The following is a 16285-nucleotide window of genomic DNA, read 5'->3' on the forward strand; positions in this document are numbered from 1 at the left end:
TCGCCGCTTGATAAATCGCATTCGCGAGCAGGCTCGCTCCCACAAGGGTTGGCGCCATACCTGTGGGAGCGAGCCTGCTCGCGAAGAGGCCGACTCAGCCGCCGATAATCTTCATGACGGTAGCACCACCGGAAAACGCCACTTCCTGCTTGTCGCCCAACGCCTTGACCAACAACCGCTGTAACGCCGGAAGCGCCTGATGACGCGGCTTGTCCAGCAGATCGCCAACATAGTGGCGATTGCTTGACGACAAACAGCCATGCAGCCAGCCCGTGGACGACAGGCGCAACCGCGAGCAGGTGCGGCAGAACGGCACGCTTTCATTGGCGATCACGCCGAAATGCCCCAGCCCCGGAATTTCATAACGCACAGCGGTGGCATCGACAGGCGCATCGGCCTGGAGATATTCATAGCGCTCGCCGATCAGGCCCAGCAGCTGTTGCAGGCTGACAAACTGCTGCAGGAAGGCATTGGAGTCGCTGGCCAGGTGGCCCATGCGCATCAACTCGATGAAGCGCAGTTCATAACCGCGTTCCAGGCAGTAATCGAGCAGCGGCATCACCTGATCGAGGTTCTGGCCGCGCAGCGGCACCATGTTGACCTTGACCTTCATGCCCGCTGCACGGGCCTGGTCCATGCCCTCAAGCACCGTCGCCAGATCACCGCCACGGGCAATGCCGCGAAACGCAGAAGCGTCGAGGGTATCGAGGGAAACGTTGATGCGTCGAATGCCGGCATCCACCAGGATCGGCAGCTTCTTCGCCAGTAGCTGGCCGTTGGTGGTCAGGCTGATGTCCTGCAGCCCCATCTGGCCGACGGCCGCCATGAAGGCTTCGAGTTTCGGACTGACCAGCGGTTCGCCACCGGTGATGCGCAAGCGCTCGATACCCGCCGCTTCGATCAGGTACGCGACGCCACGCGCCATGGCTTCGGCCGACAATTCATCCTGCGCAGCCACCAGCCGCTTGCCGTTGGGCACGCAGTAGGTACAAGCGTAATTGCAGGCTGAGGTCAGGCTGACTCGCAAATTGCGAAAACGCCTGCCTTGTCGGTCAACGATCATGATCACTCCGGCGCAAGAATATTCGGGCTTGCTAAAACTTGACTCACAAATCAAGTTTTAGCAAGCCCTCTGCCTGAGTATATTCCTGCGCTGCTGCGCCATGTAGCGAAATAACGAGCAATAAGGTGGCTGAATGGCTCAGCTGCTCGGGGTATCGCTGTCCCGCTTGCGCTTGTTGCCCATGCGCACGCCGATGTCCATCAGGAACTGGAAGAAGCCTTCCTGGTCTTCCAGCACATTGCTCCAGAACGGCGAGTGGTAGAGCGCCACGGCTCCGTGCACCAGCGCCCAGGACGCGCAGTAATGGAAATAAGGTGGCACGTCTTCAAGCTTGCCTTCGCTGATCCGGCCCTTGATAAGCAAGGTCAAGCGTTCGAAGTTCGAGGCGCGGATCTTGTGCAGCTCCTCGACCATCTCCGGCACCTGGTTGCCCTTGACGACCTTTTCTTCCAGGCGGTCAAACAACCGGTACCGCTGCGGGTCGCGCATGCGGAATTCGAAATAGGCGCGGGACAGGGCCTCCTTGTCCTTGTCGACATCGGCCGAATGCAACAGCTCGTTCAAATCGCGCTCATAGTCGAGCATCAGGCGCAGATAGATTTCGGCCTTGGACTTGAAGTGCTTGTAGATCGTGCCTTTGCCGATACCGACAGCATCAGCAATCATCTCGACGGTGACACTGTCTTCACCCTGGTCGAGGAACAGCTTGAGCGCGGTATCGAGAATTTCTTGCTCGCGGCGACGAAACTCACGGACCTTACGAGGTTCTTTATGCATAAGAAAAGGTCTGTAGGGGTCAAAATTCGAAGCCGCGTATTATGCCTAAATTGCGCAAAAATGCACGGATCATCCGACCATATCTGTGTTTCTTGATGATTTCTCGCAACATCGTCTGTTGATGAGAACTCTTCTGAAGCGCCCGTATTCCAAATATGTTTAAAAACCACGGCCTACAAACTGGACGGTGCGAAATACTGATCAATACTTGAACTGTCGGCGGGGCATCTCCCCCAAGTGTCACGCCGATATTGGTACCAACGGACCGCGTGCCATTGTTTTACTCCTAATGGTCTTAACCCGGATTCACCCCCCAGAACCCGGGTTTTTTTTGCCTGCGATTTAGCCTTTTACATGCGCCAACGGAAACAACCGCTTGAAGTTCTCAGTGGTCTGCTCGGCAAATCGCTCGTAGGGCTCACCCCGCAACATTGCCAGAAATTCCGCTACTTCGCGCACGTACTGCGGCAGGTTCGGCTTGCCACGGTAAGGGATCGGCGCCAGGTACGGTGAGTCGGTTTCCACCAGCAAACGATCGGCCGGCACCTTGCTTGCCACATCGCGCAACGCGTCGGCGTTGCGGAATGTGACAATCCCGGACAGGGAAATGTAGTAACCCATGTCCAGGGCGGCTTTCGCCATGTCCCAGTCCTCGGTGAAGCAGTGCAGCACGCCTGCCTGGGGCAGCGCCGCCTCATGCAGCAGGTTCAAGGTATCGGCGCGTGCGCCTCGAGTGTGGATGATCACCGGCTTGCCGGTCTGTTGCGCTGCTTGCAGGTGCAATCGGAAAGATTGCTGCTGCAACTCCGCCGCTTCCGGCTCGTAGTGATAATCCAAACCTGTTTCACCGATCGCCACCACGCGCGGATGGTTGAGCTCGTGCAACAGCCAGTCCAAGGCAGGCGCCGCCCCCGGCTGCACATCCAGCGGATGCACGCCGACTGAACAATCGACATCGTCATAGCGCTCGGCCAGGGCTTTGACATCGGCCGCGTTGTCAGCGCTGACGCCGATACACAGGAAGTGCCCTACCCCACGCTGGCGGGCCGCATCCAGGGCGGCATCCAACGAGCCGTCATGGGCGGCAAGGTCGAGGCGATCAAGGTGACAATGGGAATCTACGAGCATAAAGGGCTGCAACTTACATCGTATGAGTGGGACGGTCGGATTTCAGTGGTCCGGCCAGGTAGGTTTCGATTCGACTGCATGCAGTATTATCGCCTTCAATGACGGCTGATGCGCAGACTCCAGGCGCAGGCGGTCACCTCTGGGCAGGCAGCGTCGCCCATTGCACCAGCAGCGCCTCCAGCAACAACACCCGGTTGAGGTTGGCTTTACTCAATACCTTCTGGCGCTGGGCGAGAATCCAGTCCTGGATATTCAGGACTTTGTCCTGAGCGGTTTTTTGCGCCAGGTACTGGATCACCTTGCGCATGTCCGTCAGCCCCAACCCTTCTTCATCCTGGGTCAGCTGGTAGCGCAGGATCAGGCTCGACCAATCACAGAACCAGTCGAACAGCAGCAACAACGGAATCGCATTCCAGCCTTCGGCCAACTGTGTCGGCGATTGTTGCTGCTTGAGCAACTTCTTCACCCCATCGACCACTTGCGCGCGCTGCTCGCGCACGCCCTGGGCGTTCAGGTTCACGGCGGCCAGAGGCGAACCGGCTGCCAGCGTCAGCAACTCGATGCGCTCTTGCGGCGAACAGTCCGGCAAGGCCGTGGCCAGCCAGTCCAGACTCATGGCCTCGCCCGGCAGCGGACAGGCTTGCTGCACACAGCGACTCTTGATGGTCGGCAACAGCCGACTGGGCTGGTGGCTGACCAATAGTAATACCGTGTCGCCAGACGGTTCTTCCAGGCTTTTGAGCAAGGCGTTGGCGGCGTTGATGTTCATCGACTCGACCGGTTCGATCAACACTACTTTACGCCCACCCAGTTGCGCGGTCTGCACCACGAAACTGACCAGGTCGCGCACCTGGTCGACCTTGATTGCCTTGTCGGCTTCTTCCGGCTCCAGGATGTAGTTGTCGGGATGACTGCCGGCCTTGAGCAACAGGCACGACTTGCATTCGCCACAAGCGCCCTGCGGGGTCGGACGCTGGCACAGCAAACTGGCCATCAAGCGTTCGGCCAGGGCCCGCTTGCCGATTCCGGCCGGGCCATGCAGCAAATAAGCATGGGCGTGTTGCGCACGACCCGCCAGTTGCTGCCAGAGGCTGTCTTGCCATGGATAGGCTTCAGCCACGGCTCAGCTCCAACAGGCGTGGCAGCAGGGCATCCAGGGATTGCTGGACCTGTGCCAACGGTTGTGCGGCGTCGATCAGCACGTACCGCGCAGGCTCCGCTGCTGCGCGCTTGAGGAAGGCACTGCGCACGGCATCGAAAAAGGCCCGGCCCTCCAGCTCAAAGCGATCCAGACGTCCACGGGCACTGGCGCGCGCCAGCCCCACTTCCACCGGCAGGTCGAAAATCAACGTCAGGTCAGGGCGCAGATCGCCTTGGACAAAGGTTTCCAGCGTCGCAATACGTTCCAGCGACAAGCCGCGGCCACCGCCCTGGTAGGCGTAGGTCGAATCGGTGAAGCGATCACATAACACTACGGCACCGCGGGCCAGCGCCGGGCGTATGACTTCGGCCAAGTGCTGGGCGCGCGCCGCGAACACCAGCAACAGTTCAGTGTCCGGGTTCATGACCTCATCGACCGGCGCCAACAGCACTTCGCGAATGCGTTCGGCCAGCGGCGTGCCGCCCGGTTCGCGGGTCAGCAGCACCTCGATACCGGCAGCGCGCAGGCGTTCGGCCAGGTATTCGCGATTGGTGCTCTTGCCGGCGCCTTCCGGGCCTTCCAGCGTAATAAACAAGCCAGTCACAGGCAGTCCTTAGTCAGATTCATTGCGGGCTTTGCGGTGGTGTTGTGTTCGGTTCGGATTGCGGTTCCGGCGTTGCAGCAGGTTCAGGCACGGGATCTTGCGCGGGCACCGCAGGTGCAGCCTCGGGCGCTGAGTCTGACGCTGAGTCTGGCGCTGAGTCGGGCGAAGCCGCCGGGACAGGGGGCTGGGCTTCGGAAGCCTCGGGCTGCGTCGTTTCGGTTTGCGGCACCTCCATTGGCGGTGCATCGGTTGGCGACGCCTCGGAATCCGGCGTTTCGGGCGAGCCCACCGGTGCCGGACTGGAGCGATAATCGGCGCGACGCTTGAGCTGGAACTCTCGCACGGCATTATTGTGCGCGTCCAGATCATCGGAGAACACATGGCTGCCGTCGCCGCGAGCGACAAAGTAGAGGCTGGTGCCTTCCACCGGATTGAGTGCCGCGTGGATGGCTTCGCGGCCGACCATGGCAATCGGTGTCGGCGGCAAGCCGGAAATCATATAGGTGTTGTAGGGGGTCGCTTCCTTGAGATGGGCGCGAGTCAGCTTGCCGTTGTAACGGTCACCCAGGCCATAGATCACCGTTGGGTCCGTTTGCAACAGCATGCCGATCTCCATCCGACGCACGAACACGCCGGCAATTTGCCCGCGCTCCTGTGGCACGCCGGTTTCCTTCTCCACCAGCGAGGCCATGATCAGGGCTTGATAGGGACCGGAGTAAGGCAGGTCGGCGGCACGCTGACTCCACTCCTTGGCCAGTACGTCGTCGAGGCGCTGGTAAGCGGTTTTGAGCAATTCGGCGTCGGTCATGCCACGCACGAAGCGATAAGTGTCGGGAAAGAATCGTCCCTCGGGAAAAATCCCGCTATGGCCGAGCTTGTCCATGACCTGGCTGTCGCTCAGGCCTTTCAAGGTTTGCTCGAGCTTTTCTTCCTTGGCCAGGGCCGCACGGACCTGATGGAAATTCCAGCCTTCGACCAGGGTCAGGCTGTATTGCACCATTTCCCCGCGCTTCCACAGATCGATCAGACCTTCGACGGTCATGCCGGGCGTCATGCGGTACTCGCCGCTGTGCAACGGCTGCTTGGGCAAATTGAAGCGCCAGTAGACGCGCAGCCAGAACGCGTCCTTGATGACGCCGTCGGCTTCCATTCGCAGGAAAGTGCGGTTCGGGGTAGTGCCCTTGGGCACCTCCAGCAATTCTTCCTGTTTGATATTCAGCGGCTGTACCAGCGCCGAATGAATTTTCCAGGCAGAAGCACCTAACATCAGCCCCGCCAGAACCAGTCCGGTTTCCAGCAGCAGCAAGAATTTACGTCTCACGTATCAAGCATCCAGTAGCGCGCGGGCAATGGTTTGGAGTTTACGGGTGAGCGGCCCAACCGGCCAGCTCAGTGCGGCATAGGCGCGCACCGGCCAAACGCCATACACGCTGTTGCAGACAAAAACTTCGTCAGCGCCTTGCAGCTGCTCAAGCGTGATATCGGTGATTTGCAGGGGGATACCTAAAGATTCCGCCTGAGACAATAATTCGGCACGCATCACACCTTCTACGCCGCAGCTGCTCAAATCTGCGGTGATCAACACGCCGTCATGCACCAGGAACACGTTACTGAACACGCCCTCGATCACGCGACCGGCTTGATCGAGCATCAAGCCTTCAGCATGTTCGGTGTCCTGCCATTCGGCACGCGCCATCACCTGCTCAAGACGGTTCAAGTGCTTGAGACCTGCAAGAAGGGGTTGAAAGGAAAGTCGCGTGGTACACGGGAACAGGCGAATGCCTTGCTCCGCATGAGCCTGCGGGTAAACCGCAGGAGGGTTACCCGTCAGGATACGACGGGCCTGGGCCGAAGGATCGAAAGCATAACCGCGCAGGCTGTCGCCGCGGGTAATGATCAGTTTGAGTACGCCGTCGTTCAGTTGCTCGGCATAGGTCAACACCTCCGAAACCACGGCAGCATGATCCAGATTGATTGCCAACCGCCGGCACCCCTTGGCCAGCCGCACCAGATGACGATCCAGCAGGACCGGAAAGCCATCATGCACGGCGATGGTCTCGAACAGACCGTCGCCGTAGGCTAGGCCGCGATCCTTCAGCGACAATGCGTCAGCCGGCTGACCGTCGACCCAGCTGTCCATCAGCCTGCAAACCGGCGAAACACCAGCGAGCCGTTGGTGCCGCCAAAACCGAAGGAGTTGGACACGACCACATCGATATCCATGTTGCGCGCGGTGTGCGGCACGAAGTCGAGGTCGCAGCCTTCGTCCGGCTCATCGAGGTTGATGGTCGGTGGCGCCACCTGGCTGTTGATCGCCAGCACGCTGAAGATGGCCTCGACCGCGCCCGCCGCACCCAGCAAGTGACCGGTCATCGACTTGGTCGAGCTGACGGCCAACTTGTAGGCGTGCTCGCCAAACACCGACTTGATCGCATTGACTTCAGCGAGGTCGCCAGCCGGCGTCGAGGTGCCGTGGGCGTTGATGTACTGCACTTGATCGCCATTGATCCTGGCATCACGCAGCGCATTGGTGATGCAACGTGCAGCCCCCGCGCCATCGGCTGGCGGCGAAGTCATGTGGTAGGCATCGCCACTGGTACCGAAACCGATCAGTTCGGCATAGATGGTAGCGCCACGGGCCTTGGCGTGTTCCAGCTCTTCCAGCACCAGCGCACCGGCGCCATTGGACAATACGAAGCCATCACGGCCCTTGTCCCATGGGCGGCTGGCGCGGGTCGGCTCGTCGTTGCGGGTCGATAGCGCGCGTGAAGCGCCGAAACCACCCATGCCCAGTCCGCAGGCTGCCATCTCGGCACCGCCGGCGATCATCACGTCGGCTTCGTCGTACATGATGTTGCGAGCAGCCATGCCGATGCAGTGCGTACCGGTGGTACACGCCGTGGCGATGGCATAGTTAGGCCCCTGTGCGCCCAGGTGGATGGACAGGAAGCCGGAAATCATATTGATGATCGAGCCAGGCACGAAGAACGGGGAAATCCGTCGCGGGCCGGTCTCATGCAAGGTACGACTGGTTTCTTCGATGTTGGTCAGTCCACCGATACCCGAACCCATGGCCACGCCGATGCGCTCGCGATTGGCGTCGGTCACTTCCAGACCGGCATTGCGCACTGCTTGAAAACCTGCGGCCAGACCGTACTGAATGAACAGGTCGAGCTTGCGAGCTTCCTTGACCGACAGGTAATCCTCGACTTTGAAGTCCTTTACCGAGCCGCCAAAACGGGTGGAATAGGCAGAAAGGTCGGTGTGTTCGATCAGACCAATGCCACTGCGGCCAGCCAGAATGCCCTGCCAGCTGCTCGGCACATCCGTGCCCAGTGGCGACAACATACCCATACCGGTGACTACGACGCGTCTACGCGACACAGCACTCTCCTTTTTTCAAATGACGACTTTGCATCAGGCCTAAAGAAAAAACCGCACGCCATGATGGCAGTGCGGTTTTTCCATGACAGCGAGCAACGATTACAAACTATTACGCCTGGTGGCTAGTTACGTAGTCGATTGCTGCTTGTACGGTAGTGATCTTCTCAGCTTCTTCGTCAGGGATTTCGGTCTCGAATTCCTCTTCCAGAGCCATCACCAGCTCAACGGTGTCAAGGGAGTCAGCACCCAGGTCTTCAACGAAGGAAGCAGTGTTGACCACTTCTTCTTCTTTAACGCCCAGTTGCTCGGCAACGATTTTCTTGACGCGCTCTTCGATGGTGCTCATACCTTGTTTTCACTCCTAATGGACAAATTCAGGCAGCTGGCCAGTGGGTAAGTGTATAGAAAGACTTTTCAGCTTTTCAACTGAAAGCTTCACTCCTCAAACCCGGTGACCCACTGCCTATAAATAGATTGCAGCTTTATAACGGATTTTAGACAGCTCGTATGACATTTTTTTGAAACGATCCGTCACATTTAACTCATGTACATCCCGCCGTTCACCGGGATTGTAGCCCCAGTAACGTAAGCCGCACCGTCCGACGCAAGAAAAGCGACCACGGACGCGATCTCTTGAGCTTGCCCCAGACGACCCAGCGGAATCTGCGTCTGCAAGGCTTCACGCTGTGCCTCGGGCAGTTCGCGGGTCATATCGGTATCGATGAACCCAGGGGTTACCGAGTTTACCGTAATCGAACGCGAACCGACTTCACGCGCCAGAGAGCGGCTGAAACCTTCCAGGCCGGCCTTGGCGGCAGCGTAGTTTACTTGGCCTGCGTTGCCCATGGCACCCACAACCGAGCCAATACTGATAATTCGTCCCCAACGGGCCTTGGTCATACCGCGCAAAACGCCCTTGGACAGGCGGAACAGACTGTTCAGGTTGGTATCGACCACGTCATGCCACTCGTCGTCTTTCATGCGCATCATCAGGTTATCGCGGGTGATGCCGGCATTATTGACCAGGATCGCCGGGGCACCGAACTGCGCCTGAATGGTCGCCAGGACAGCCGCCACGGACTCGTCGCTGGTGACATTGAGCTCAAGGCCAGTGCCCTGAATGCCGTTTTCCTTCAAAGTGGCGGCAATGCGCTCGGCACCAGAAGCGGAGGTCGCGGTGCCTACAACGATGGCGCCCTGACGACCCAATTCCAGGGCGATAGCCTGGCCGATGCCGCGGCTCGCGCCGGTGACCAGTGCAACTTTACCTTGCAGACTCATGCAAGCTTCTCCTGATTCAGGCCAGCGCTGCACGGGCGGCAGCGAAAGCGTCTGGGGTATTGAGATTGGAAGTCGATACGCCTTCGGCGCAGCGCTTGTTCAGACCGGCCAGTACCTTGCCCGGGCCGCATTCCACTAGATTGGTCGCGCCCTTGGCGGCCAGGGTCTGTACGGATTCTACCCAGCGTACTGGCTTGTACAATTGCTCGAGCAGATCACGCTTGAGGGTTTCCAGATCCGCCGGCACCTGGGCGCTGACATTCTGTACCACCGGGATCTGCGGAGCCTGCCAATCGATCGCGGCGATCGATTCGGCGAAACGCTCGGCCGCCGGACGCATCAGTTCACAATGCGACGGCACGCTGACCGGCAACGGCATGGCGCGCTTGGCGCCACGTGCCTTGCAGCCCTCAATGGCACGTTCCACCGCGGCCTTGGCGCCGGCAATGACCACTTGCCCCGGGGAGTTGAAGTTGACCGCGCTGACCACTTCGCCTTGTGCCGCTTCGGCACAGGCAGCCAATACGTCAGCGTCTTCCAGGCCGAGGATGGCAGCCATGCCACCCTGCCCCGCCGGAACAGCTTCCTGCATCAGCTGGCCACGGCGCTCGACGAGCTTCACCGCGTCAGCCAGACTCAGGCTGCCAGCAGCCACCAAGGCACTGTATTCGCCCAGACTGTGACCAGCCACATACGCCGGGCGCGCGCCGCCTTCAGCCAACCACAGACGCCACAGGGCGATCGAAGCGGTCAAAATTGCCGGCTGGGTCTTATCGGTCTGGTTGAGTTGTTCTTCCGGCCCTTGCTGGGTCAGCGCCCACAGGTCGTAACCCAGGGCATCGGAAGCTTCTTTGAACGTGTCGAGGACGACCGGGTGTTGCGCGCCCAACTCGGCCAGCATGCCGAGGGACTGCGAACCCTGTCCCGGAAAGACGAATGCGAGGGAAGCAGACATGTAACAAGCCCCTAATGATCTTGTCGTCGGAGAATTGACGTCCCGCTCAGGGGGACGCAAGAAACTGAGAGTTGGATGGCCATTTGAACCAAGCGGTCACATTTAAGCATTGTCCGACGAAAACGCCTAAAGCAACAAATCCTCCAGACGACCGTGGATGCGCTCCGGCAGGTTTTCCTGGATCTCGATCAAGGCACGGGAAATTGCACTCTGAAACCCCTGCACCCCCGCAGAACCGTGGCTCTTGACCACGATGCCCTGCAAACCAAGAAAGCTCGCGCCGTTATGTCGCGCCGGCGCCAGGTCAGCTTGCAAACGCTTCATCAGGGGCAGGGCCAAGGCTCCTACCATGCGTGACGGCAGGCTTTTCTTGAACAACGCCTCGATGCGCCCGGCAATCATGGTGGCCAACCCCTCGCTGGACTTGAGCAGGATGTTGCCGACAAAACCGTCGCAGACCACCACATCCGCTTCGCCACGGTACAACCCGTCGCCCTCGACAAAACCGATGTAGTTGATGCCACGGGCACTTTGCAGCAAGGTTGCAGCCAGCTTGACCTGCTGATTGCCCTTGATGTCCTCGGTGCCGATGTTCAGCAATGCGACGCGCGGACGCACGATACCCAGGGTCTCGGCCGCAACCGAGCCCATCACTGCAAACTGCAACAGATGCTCGGCGCTGCAATCGACATTGGCGCCCAGGTCGAGCAACTGGCAATAACCTTTCTGCGTCGGGATCGCCGCTACCATGGCCGGCCGATCAATGCCCGGCAAGGTCTTGAGCACAAAGCGCGACAGCGCCATCAGCGCCCCGGTATTACCGGCACTGACACAAGCCTGGACCTTGCCATCGCGCAGCAACTCAAGCGCCACGCGCATCGACGAGTCGGGCTTGCCGCGCAGGGCCTGGGCAGGTTTTTCGTCCATGGTAATGACTTCGGACGCCGGAGTAATCGACAGGCGCGCGCGATCCACAACCGATTGGCCAGCGATCAATTCTTCAAGGAGGGAGGGTTGACCGACGAGGGTCAGGTACAGCGAGGGCGTAGCAGACAGGCAAGCAAGACTGGCCTGGACAATGCTGCGGGGACCGAAGTCCCCGCCCATTGCGTCAATCGCGATGACTTGAGCGGACAAGTGATTACTCGTCAGCGCCCTTGTCGATCACTTTACGGCCACGGTATACGCCTTCTGGCGATACGTGGTGACGCAGGTGAACTTCACCGGTGGTTTTTTCTACAGACAGGGTGCTAGCCTCGAGAGCGTCGTGCGAACGGCGCATGTCACGGGCAGAGCGGGATTTTTTGTTCTGCTGAACAGCCATAATTGATTAACTCCTAAACGTTTGGGTCACGCTTTAACTGCGCCAATACACTGAACGGGTTGGACCGCGTTACCTCGTCCTCGCTCGGTTCGGGCTCATCTGCTCCCGCCGGCTGCTGGCATTCTTCCGGATGATGAGCAGGCACAATGGGCAAGGCGAGCAGAAGCTCCTCCTCGATCAGTGACTGCAGATCCAATGGATCTTCGCCCAGTTCCAGCACGTCATAACCTTTCGGCAACGACTGGGTATTCGCACCCTCCTTCACCACAGCGTAACTGCATTCGCTATGGATCGGCAGGGTGACCAGCTCAAGACAACGCTGGCAAACCATTTTGACTTCAGTGTCGATAAAGCTGTGGATGACCACAGATTTACGTTCATCTCGTTCAAAAACGAATTTAGCCTGCACCGTACCGACATTGTCGGAAAGCGGGTCGCAGAGTCTCTTCAAATCGGCCAGCAGCATTTCACCTTGGAGGGTGGTGCCACGATCAGCCAATTTGCGCGGGTCAACGTGAGGTGGAATCGGGTCATTCAACATAGGCGCAGCATTATAGGGATGCACCCGCCCATGTCAAAGGAAATTCAGCCCTGTCCGTCACTTGGAAGCCCCGATAGAATTCATGCCTGCCATTTGGAGTTGCGCATGCTGCCTTTATTACTCGCTTCAAGCTCGGTTTATCGCCGGGATTTGCTGGCCCGCTTGCAGCTGCCATTCAGCTGCAGCTCGCCGGACATCGATGAAAGCCATCGCCTCGGTGAATCCGCCGTCGAGCTGGTCAAACGCCTCGCCGAAGAGAAAGCACGCGCACTGGCCGCCAGCCATACCGCTCATCTGATTATCGGCTCAGACCAGGTCGCGGTGCTTGGCGAGCGAATCGTCGGCAAGCCCCACACTTTCGAAAAGGCCCGCGAGCAACTGCTGGCTGCAAGCGGCGCCAGCGTGACGTTCCTGACCGGGCTCGCCCTGCTGAATAGCCAGACCGGCCATTGCCAGGTCGACTGCGTACCCTTCACGGTGCACATGCGCACACTCGACAGTGAACGCATCGAACGCTACCTGCGCGCCGAACAACCCTACGACTGTGCTGGCAGTTTCAAGGCCGAAGGCTTGGGGGTAAGCCTGTTTCAGCGCACCGAGGGCCCCGACGCTACCAGCCTGGTCGGCCTGCCGCTGATTCGCCTTGTCGATATGCTTCTAACCGAAGGCGTGCAAATCCCCTAAAAGCAAAAGATCGCAGCCTGCGGCAGCTCCTACAGGTGATCGGTGTAGGAGCTGCCGCAGGCTGCGATCTTTTGACTTTAAAAAACTTAACGCAACGACGGACCGTTAAACCCCATCCACATTGCCAAGTGCTCAGCCACGCTGGCGCCGAGCTTTTTCGAGAAGCGATCGAACGGCGATTCCTGAACGGTGAAGTCCACCAGCTCTTTTTCGCCGATCACATCCCGCGCGACATAACTGGCATTACCCAGGCCGTCGATCAAGCCCAGCGGCAGCGCCTGCTCACCCGACCAGACCAGCCCGGAGAACAGCTCCGGATGCTCCTTGTCCTTCAGGCGATCGCCACGACCCTGCTTGACGCTGCTGATGAACTGTTTGTGGGTGGTATCGAGCACACCCTGCCAGAACGCCGTTTCTTCAGGCTTCTGCGGCTGGAACGGGTCGAGGAAGGATTTGTGCTCGCCCGAAGTGTAGGTGCGACGCTCCACTCCCAGCTTCTCCATGGTGCCGACAAACCCGTAGCCGGCCGCCGTTACCCCGATGGAGCCCACCAGGCTCGCCTTGTCGGCATAGATTTGGTCCGCCGCACTGGCAATGTAATACGCGCCGGAAGCACCCAGGTCGGAAATCACCGCGTAAAGCTTGGTATCCGGATGCAGTCCACGCAGTCGGCGAATCTCGTCATAGACATAGCCTGACTGCACCGGACTGCCGCCCGGGCTATTGATGCGCAGGATGACACCCTTGACCTTGTCGTCTTCGAAGGCGGCTCGCAGGCTACCGACGATGTTGTCGGCACTGGCCGGCTCCTTGTCGGCGATCATGCCGTCGATCTCGATCAACGCGGTGTAGTTACCACTGCGGGTTGCAGCCTTCTCGATATCCATCAGAGGCGTAAACAGCGCCAACGCGACAAACAGGTACACGAAGGTCAACAACTTGAAGAAAATCCCCCAACGCCGGGAGCGACGCTGCTCCTGCACACCGGCCAGCAGGGTCTTCTCCAACAGCTTCCAGCTTTTTTCGTCACCGCTCTCTGCGCTCGCCTTGGCGGGCGCTTTCCATTCGTCGGCCATGCCATTTACCCCAGCAATAACGTATTAGGCCCGCTGACCCAGCCAGGCGTGCAATTGTGAAAAACGATCGATAGCCAGTCGTGGCTCGAACAGCTTCAGCGCTTCAATCGATTGCGCGCCGTAGCTGACCGCCACCGAATCCATGCCGGCATTGCGCGCCATCTGCAGATCGAAGGACGAGTCGCCAACCATCAGGGCCTGATCCGCACGCACATCACAATGCGCCAGTATCTGCTCAAGCATCAGCGGATGGGGCTTGCTGGCTGTCTCGTCGGCAGCCCGGGTGATATCGAAGTAATTTTCCCAACCGTGAGACTTCAGCACCCGATCCAGCCCGCGACGGGCCTTGCCCGTGGCCACGGCCAGGTGATAACCCTCGGCACGAAACGCCTCGAGCGACTCGACCACGCCCTCGAACAAGGGCGAAGGTACCGCTTCCGAGGCGATGTAGTGATCGGCGTAGTGCTGACGAAACGCTACAAGTTCGGCATCGCCGATTTCCGGATACAGGGTACGAATCGCCTCCGGCAGACCCAGGCCGATGATGCCCTTGACCGCAAGATCATCGCACTGCTCGAACCCGGACCGCTGCGACGCCACGTGCATCGCCTCGACAATCCGACCAATGGAATCGGCCAGCGTGCCGTCCCAATCGAAAATCAGCAGCTTGTAATCAGATGGGTGCACTCAGGCGCTCCACGGTTTTAGCCCACATTTCGTCGACAGGCGCCTGCAACTTCAATTCGCCACCATCCGGCAACGGCACAGTCAGCATGTAGGCATGCAGGAACAGGCGCTTACCGCCCAGATCACGAATTTCCTTGCTGAAACCTTCGTCACCATACTTGCTGTCGCCAGCGATGCAATGCCCGGCGTGCAAGGTGTGCACACGAATCTGGTGAGTCCGGCCAGTGATCGGCTTGGCTTCGATCAGGGTGGCAAAGTCACCGAAGCGGCGCAGGACCTTGAACACGGTCACGGACTCCTTGCCCTCCTCTTCGTCGACCTCGACCATGCGTTCGCCGGAGCGCAGGTTGCTCTTGCCCAACGCCGCACGAACCTGCTTGATCGAGCTCGCCCAGTTACCGCGCACCAGCGCCATGTAGCGCTTGTCGACGCCATCACCGCGCAATGCGGTGTGCAGGTGGCGCAACATGCTGCGCTTCTTGGCGATCATCAACAGGCCGGACGTATCACGGTCGAGACGGTGAACCAGCTCAAGCTCCTTGCAATCGGGGCGCAGCTGACGGAAGGCTTCGATCACCCCGAACGTCAGGCCGCTACCACCGTGAACCGCAATGCCGGCAGGCTTGTTGATCACGATCAGGGCCTTGTCTTCAAAGACAATCGAGGCTTCCAGGCGCTGCAACAGCCCCTGGGCCAGCGGCACCGGCTCGTCGCGCTCAGGCACGCGAACCGGCGGCACGCGCACGATATCGCCCGCCTGCAGCTTGTATTCGGGCTTGATCCGACCCTTGTTCACTCGCACTTCGCCTTTACGCAAAATGCGGTAAATCAAGGTCTTGGGCACGCCTTTGAGCCGAGCGAGAAGGAAGTTATCAATACGTTGGCCGGCATATTCCGGCGAGACCTCAAGCAGTTGTACGCCTGGAGTCGGGGGGGTAGTCGTCGTCATGGCGCGGATGATAACAATTTTTTATGGAATTGAAGCACTTAATCATTGCTGCTATAGTCGCGAACGCCGCCAAAAGCGGCCTGGCCAGCGGACCAACGGTCAAAAACCGGCCCTGACCAACGCAATTCACCAGGACGCGAGGCCGTCCTACGGGGTTTTCGCTACGTAACGGTGGAGTTTGCAACTGTAACAAGCGCAGGTGACATGAGGCCTGAATCAAACCGCAAAGCAGAGTTTCCACTCGCTTTTCGAGCCAATATTCATGGCCAGTTCACAAAGTGCAGTCAGCTGCGGATGACCCCGAGCGAAACGCTTCGGAAACAACGCCTAAATTAGCCATGATGCGTGACCTCCCCTTTCGGAGCTCACGGTAAATGCCAACCCGCTGCGGATTCTGCGCGCGGCAGCACCCGAATTATCAGGGATACGTGTAGGGTGGAGATGCACAACCGCTGGCCTGTGTAGCAATAGGCTTTATCAAGACGCTTCATCTCGTCCACAGCCGCCGGTTGATTCCTCCTCCTGACTGAGTGCTTAAGTAGCCACAGCAAGCAGGACGCGTACGTCGCGACGAAGGCCCACATTGGCCGGACATCGCTGGACACGGGAATGGCCAACCACTCCCGACGCACCTGACACCGACCATGAGAAGTCGTGTGTGCCGAACGCCGTTTCCGGCAGCCCGGAAACC

18 protein-coding genes and 1 pseudogene are annotated in these 16285 nt (G+C 59.3%); 1 reads left to right on the forward strand and 18 read right to left on the reverse strand.

Annotated elements, in window-relative coordinates; translation table 11 throughout:
- Nucleotides 1–94: 94 nt before the first annotated feature.
- The 15 genes and pseudogenes from PSUM_RS23795 to PSUM_RS23860 all read right to left on the reverse strand — a co-directional run bounded on the left by PSUM_RS23795 (nt 95) and on the right by PSUM_RS23860 (nt 12198).
- A complete protein-coding gene (locus PSUM_RS23795; RefSeq protein WP_033043580.1) occupies nt 95–1063 on the reverse strand; it encodes a GTP 3',8-cyclase MoaA in 969 nt (322 codons plus the stop codon).
- Between the two features lie 138 nt (nt 1064–1201).
- Complete coding sequence (locus PSUM_RS23800; RefSeq protein WP_007945721.1) at nt 1202–1840, reverse strand: TetR/AcrR family transcriptional regulator; 639 nt, start codon at nt 1838–1840, stop codon at nt 1202–1204.
- Nucleotides 1841–2182: 342 nt separating this feature from the next.
- The gene (locus PSUM_RS23805; protein WP_020799942.1) at nt 2183–2968 is read right to left on the reverse strand and encodes a TatD family hydrolase; all 786 of its coding nucleotides are present in this window, start codon (nt 2966–2968) and stop codon (nt 2183–2185) included.
- A gap of 13 nt (nt 2969–2981) precedes the next feature.
- Nucleotides 2982–3065: pseudogene (locus PSUM_RS31505) on the reverse strand (PilZ domain-containing protein); the annotation flags it as partial.
- 36 nt (nt 3066–3101) lie between these two features.
- Nucleotides 3102–4088, reverse strand: coding sequence for a DNA polymerase III subunit delta' (locus tag PSUM_RS23810; protein WP_033043583.1), 987 nt, complete (start codon nt 4086–4088; stop codon nt 3102–3104).
- Nucleotides 4081–4713 carry a dTMP kinase gene (gene tmk / locus PSUM_RS23815; protein ID WP_020799940.1) on the reverse strand — a complete coding sequence of 211 codons (633 nt, stop codon included), beginning with the start codon at nt 4711–4713 and terminating at the stop codon, nt 4081–4083. Before tmk ends, PSUM_RS23810 begins: the two co-directional genes overlap by 8 nt.
- A gap of 19 nt (nt 4714–4732) precedes the next feature.
- Nucleotides 4733–6034: an endolytic transglycosylase MltG gene (gene mltG, locus PSUM_RS23820; RefSeq protein ID WP_033043584.1), complete on the reverse strand. Its 1302-nt coding sequence runs from the start codon at nt 6032–6034 to the stop codon at nt 4733–4735.
- A gap of 3 nt (nt 6035–6037) precedes the next feature.
- Nucleotides 6038–6853: an aminodeoxychorismate lyase gene (pabC, locus tag PSUM_RS23825; RefSeq protein ID WP_020799938.1), complete on the reverse strand. Its 816-nt coding sequence runs from the start codon at nt 6851–6853 to the stop codon at nt 6038–6040.
- Nucleotides 6853–8097 carry a beta-ketoacyl-ACP synthase II gene (gene fabF / locus PSUM_RS23830; RefSeq protein WP_033043585.1) on the reverse strand — a complete coding sequence of 415 codons (1245 nt, stop codon included), beginning with the start codon at nt 8095–8097 and terminating at the stop codon, nt 6853–6855. The genes pabC and fabF overlap by 1 nt, the downstream gene beginning before the upstream one ends.
- A 109-nt stretch (nt 8098–8206) precedes the next feature.
- Entirely contained in the window at nt 8207–8443 is a 237-nt protein-coding gene (gene acpP / locus PSUM_RS23835) for an acyl carrier protein (protein ID WP_003175607.1), read from the reverse strand.
- A 191-nt stretch (nt 8444–8634) separates the two neighbouring features.
- Complete coding sequence (fabG, locus tag PSUM_RS23840; RefSeq protein WP_020799936.1) at nt 8635–9378, reverse strand: 3-oxoacyl-ACP reductase FabG; 744 nt, start codon at nt 9376–9378, stop codon at nt 8635–8637.
- Between the two features lie 16 nt (nt 9379–9394).
- The gene (fabD, locus tag PSUM_RS23845; protein ID WP_033043587.1) at nt 9395–10333 is read right to left on the reverse strand and encodes an ACP S-malonyltransferase; all 939 of its coding nucleotides are present in this window, start codon (nt 10331–10333) and stop codon (nt 9395–9397) included.
- Nucleotides 10334–10459: 126 nt separating this feature from the next.
- On the reverse strand, nt 10460–11470 hold the full coding sequence (gene plsX, locus PSUM_RS23850; RefSeq protein WP_080725361.1) for a phosphate acyltransferase PlsX: 1011 nt from the start codon (nt 11468–11470) through the stop codon (nt 10460–10462).
- Between the two features lie 4 nt (nt 11471–11474).
- Entirely contained in the window at nt 11475–11657 is a 183-nt protein-coding gene (gene rpmF / locus PSUM_RS23855) for a 50S ribosomal protein L32 (protein ID WP_003179396.1), read from the reverse strand.
- A gap of 13 nt (nt 11658–11670) precedes the next feature.
- Nucleotides 11671–12198 (reverse strand): YceD family protein, encoded by a 528-nt coding sequence (locus tag PSUM_RS23860; protein WP_008066540.1) that lies wholly within the window; start codon nt 12196–12198, stop codon nt 11671–11673.
- 105 nt (nt 12199–12303) lie between these two features.
- Between PSUM_RS23860 and PSUM_RS23865 the strand changes: the two genes are divergently transcribed.
- A complete protein-coding gene (locus PSUM_RS23865) occupies nt 12304–12882 on the forward strand; it encodes a Maf family protein (RefSeq protein WP_033043589.1) in 579 nt (192 codons plus the stop codon).
- A gap of 86 nt (nt 12883–12968) precedes the next feature.
- On the opposite strand, the gene PSUM_RS23870 is transcribed toward PSUM_RS23865, so the two are convergent.
- The 3 genes from PSUM_RS23870 to rluC are packed head-to-tail and all read right to left on the reverse strand — an operon-like array spanning nt 12969 to nt 15594.
- Complete coding sequence (locus tag PSUM_RS23870) at nt 12969–13958, reverse strand: S49 family peptidase (protein WP_020799932.1); 990 nt, start codon at nt 13956–13958, stop codon at nt 12969–12971.
- A 24-nt stretch (nt 13959–13982) separates the two neighbouring features.
- Nucleotides 13983–14645 (reverse strand): HAD-IA family hydrolase, encoded by a 663-nt coding sequence (locus PSUM_RS23875; protein WP_020799931.1) that lies wholly within the window; start codon nt 14643–14645, stop codon nt 13983–13985.
- Entirely contained in the window at nt 14632–15594 is a 963-nt protein-coding gene (rluC, locus tag PSUM_RS23880) for a 23S rRNA pseudouridine(955/2504/2580) synthase RluC (RefSeq protein ID WP_033041019.1), read from the reverse strand. The genes PSUM_RS23875 and rluC overlap by 14 nt, the downstream gene beginning before the upstream one ends.
- Nucleotides 15595–16285: the final 691 nt, after the last annotated feature.

The organism is Pseudomonas umsongensis (assembly GCF_002236105.1).
Classification (GTDB): domain Bacteria; phylum Pseudomonadota; class Gammaproteobacteria; order Pseudomonadales; family Pseudomonadaceae; genus Aquipseudomonas; species Aquipseudomonas umsongensis.